This is a genomic window from Desulfonatronospira sp. MSAO_Bac3, assembly GCF_003838035.1.
Taxonomy (GTDB): Bacteria; Desulfobacterota; Desulfovibrionia; order Desulfovibrionales; family Desulfonatronovibrionaceae; genus Desulfonatronospira; species Desulfonatronospira thiodismutans.
This window is the reverse complement of sequence record NZ_QYZY01000384.1, coordinates 1-3,477: the sequence shown is the minus strand read 5'-3', so window position 1 is coordinate 3,477 and position 3,477 is coordinate 1. Positions and strand designations below refer to the sequence as shown.

General features: G+C 49.4%; 3 protein-coding genes. All 3 read left to right on the top strand.

Annotated elements, in window-relative coordinates; all coding sequences use genetic code 11:
* Nucleotides 1-371, top strand: a 371-nt coding sequence (locus D5S03_RS13455; protein WP_287044440.1) for an MFS transporter, incomplete at its 5' end; no start/stop codon positions are given.
* Nucleotides 372-412: 41 nt separating this feature from the next.
* Nucleotides 413-1,672, top strand: coding sequence for a hypothetical protein (locus D5S03_RS13450; RefSeq protein WP_287044438.1), 1,260 nt, complete (start codon nucleotides 413-415; stop codon nucleotides 1,670-1,672).
* Between the two features lie 267 nt (nucleotides 1,673-1,939).
* The gene (locus D5S03_RS13445; RefSeq protein WP_287044436.1) at nucleotides 1,940-2,998 is read left to right on the top strand and encodes an ABC transporter substrate binding protein; all 1,059 of its coding nucleotides are present in this window, start codon (nucleotides 1,940-1,942) and stop codon (nucleotides 2,996-2,998) included.
* Nucleotides 2,999-3,477 lie beyond the last annotated feature (479 nt).

Sequence of the window (3,477 nt, the reverse complement as noted above, 5' to 3'; positions counted from 1 at the left end):
TTCGCAAATACTTCATACTCCTGGGCGGGCTCATAACTGCCGGGGCAATGCTTTCTTTCGCCCTTTTCAGCGGTTTCATACCCATCCTGGTCATGGTCATAATGCTGGGCATAGCCCACAGCTTTTCCGTATCCTCCCAGGCCTCGGTGATATCTGAAACTGATATTGTAAAAAAGCTTGGCCCGGGGGCAGGCATGGGCATATATCGTTTCTGGGAAAGGGCCGGCAACGTGGCTGGACCGCTGGTAATGGGCTTTCTCATTGCCAGGGTGGGCTATGAGAGCTCTGTGGTGCTTTTCGGAATATTGACCCTGGTCAGCAGCATCCTTTACCTGGGCTTTCTTATCCGTAGGAACTGGATCAGCCATTAAATCAGTCATGAACACTTAAATCTTTAGCCTTGGGAGTTTTTATGGATAAATATTTTGCCTTTCTGGACAATCAGGTCAACGATCTACTACGTGTCGACATAGGCTTCAGCACCTGCCCTGCAACGGATATCTATCCCCTGGACCCTGAAGTACTGGAAGGATACCGGAAACGCCATGAGCTTATCCGTAAGTTTCAGGACATAACCTCTGATCTTTTCCGGGCCTCCCTGGCTCAAGAAACCGACTCTGACGTTGCCGGGCTTATTATCAATGAACTGCCTCAAAGCTTTGGCTGGAGCTGGCACAGAGAAATTCATGAGCGGGCCCGGGAAATGGGGATTTCACTGCAGCCTGCTTTTTTTCGCACCGACGAAGTTGTGCCTGGAAAAATCTCGGAAATTCAGAGCCCGGGGTCTTTGTGGTGCCAGTGCGAACAGCTCTACTCTTTTTATGAGCATTTCAGTCAGGATTTTAAACGAAAGCCCGTCTTTCCCAGGTCCATGGCCGGGCAGTTCGCCATAGACCTGAAGAAACACCTGGGTGACCAGCCCATGGTGCACCATCTCCTGGATAACGCCTCCATCCAGTCCGGAATGCGTTTTTTCCTGCAGCGAACCAGAGACCACGGGATCAAATATTTCGGATACGACAAAGGCGTCAGTGCCTATGACTGCAACTTTATCCGGGCCCATGCCTTTCACGGACTCATGTCCGACAATTATTTCAAAACCAGGTTTGATGCCTGGCAAAACAAGAGACTGCACTATGATCTGCCACCGAGCATCGTCTTTGACGAAAAAATTCCTCTTATTTTCCCTTTCTGGGAAAAAACCAGGGATATGTATCCTGATGAAATCCGGGAGATCTTCCCTTATACTACTCTGGTGGACCCGGAAAACATTGTCCTGGAAGACGGGGAGCGCATGGATATCCATGAATTTTTCCAGCTTCCCAGGAAAAGAAGGGATTATTTCCTCAAGTATGCCGGATGCGATCTGGACAGCAACTGGGGCAGCAAAGGGGTCTACTCCATGCAGGCTATGACCGGAAAAACCGCCGAGAAGATAAAATTCCTGCTTATTGAAGGTTATAAGCACAACAGATACTGGATCCTGCAGAAAAGTTACTCGGTCAAAGAAGATATCGCCTACCTGGACAGATCCAGTGGATTGCAGGAGATAACCGCCACTGCCAAGTACAGCGGATTTTACGGGCCGTCCGGGCTCATGGGCATTCTGGTCATGCACCGGCCTTTCTACAAGGTTCACGGGGCCGGAGATACCATCGTCAGTCTATGCTGAGAGCTCATTGTCCGGAATTGACTGGACCTTGTCCGGGAGTATCTGTTTAGCGCTTTTCATATGGCACGGCTTCCTGCCCGGAGGCATACAGCCCGGAGGGGGACTGGCTCTCCCCGCACTTATTTTTAAGTAATAATCTTCACATCAGCTACAAATAAGTCCAGGGTGCCTGCCCCCTGCTTTCCTTAAAAGGGCTAAACAGGTACGTCCAGGAAACGATTTAAATTAACGATAACATCACATTTTAAACAATAAATGGAGCACTTTATGCTTAAGTTTTTCAGGCTGCAGAATGTGGGTTTTATCTGCCTGATCCTGGCCGGAATTCTTCTGGCCTCTCAGGCATTCGCGCAGGATAAGAACTACCGGGTGGGCTATATCGAGGGAGGTCCGTACTGGCTTTTTTCAGACTCGCTGCAGGCAATAAAAGATTCTTTGCAGGCCCGGGGCTGGCTGGAAAAAATTGATTTCCCCGGGGATGCTCACTACAGCCCGGGTTGGGACAGGGACGAGCTCCTGGAACAAGAAGCTCGGGAACTGATGCAAAGAGACGACTTAGACCTGGTCCTAACCGCAGGCACTGATGCTACCCGGGCCATACTTGCGGCCAACAACAATAAAACACCCATTGTGGCCATGGCCGTTTCCGACCCTGTGGATTCGGGTTTTGTTCAAAGCATCCATGACTCGGGTGTGGACAATTTTACTGTACGCCTGGATCCGGAAAGATATCCGCGTATGTTTGAAATCTTCCATCAGATTGTGGAGTTCGACCGTCTGGGGGTGATCTATCCGGACACCCAAAGCGGCAGACAGTTTACAAACCTTGGTGCCGCCAGGCGGATAGCCGATGAAAGGGGGTTTGAACTCCTGGAATACGACAGAATCACTACAGAATCCGTCCAGGACTGCTTAGAAGGGATCAAGCACCTCCTGGATGAAGGCATGGATGCCTTTTTCATTCCCTCTCTTCTGGCCTTTGACTGGGAAAGCAGCGATGTGGATAAGATCCTTAGCTTTCTGCGGGAGCAGGGAATACCCACTTTTGCCAGAAACGGTTCCCGGGATGTGGAGGCTGGGGCTCTCATGGGCTTTTCAACCGTGGACTTCAGCAGGAGAGGCAATTTTGTGTCTCAAATGATAATTGATATCCTTGAAGGTAAGCAGCCCAGGTCCCTGAACATGGTGGACAGAGGCATCCCTAAGATATCCTTCAACATTCAGGTAGCCAACGAAATAGGCTTTAACCCCCCGTTCGAGCTTCTGGCAGCCACTGACGAACTCTATCGCAAAATTACCCTGCCTGAAGACAGGCTGGTGGAATGATTTACTCCTTGCAACACCTCAACAGCTCACCGAAGGTTCGCAGGGGGTTTTTTACAGACAGCAATTATGTTCTTAAGGCCTATTAGGGTGAAATATCTTACATAGACGGTTATGGAAACATATACCCTTTAGGTGTTCAGTGGACGAGTTGCTTAAGAACATTGAAAACTTGTAAGACGATAGCCTTTTTGATGCTGCAGTGGGCACGTTTTTCCAAAACCCCCTTGTCTCACAAGTAACTAGAATCGAATATGCAATAAATTCAGAATATTATGTTTTTCCCATACAGATTGCTTCGGTCGCTTAGGCTCCTTCGTGGGTGACAGGTTTTCAGCAATTACATTCCTGACAGCACAGCTGTCATTGCGAGCGAGTCTTTTTACCTCGTTGAATACACGCAGTGTAGGCGCAGCCATTCAACTGGGGCGAGCGCGGCAATCCTTGTTGCGAGCGAAGCGAAGCAATCTCGTGTTAAGGCT

Excerpts from the sequence above, each read along its gene's own strand:
- D5S03_RS13445 (WP_287044436.1), top strand. The coding sequence starts at position 1,940 with ATGCTTAAGTTTTTCAGGCTGCAGAATGTGGGTTTTATCTGCCTGATC.
- D5S03_RS13450 (WP_287044438.1), top strand. The coding sequence starts at position 413 with ATGGATAAATATTTTGCCTTTCTGGACAATCAGGTCAACGATCTACTA.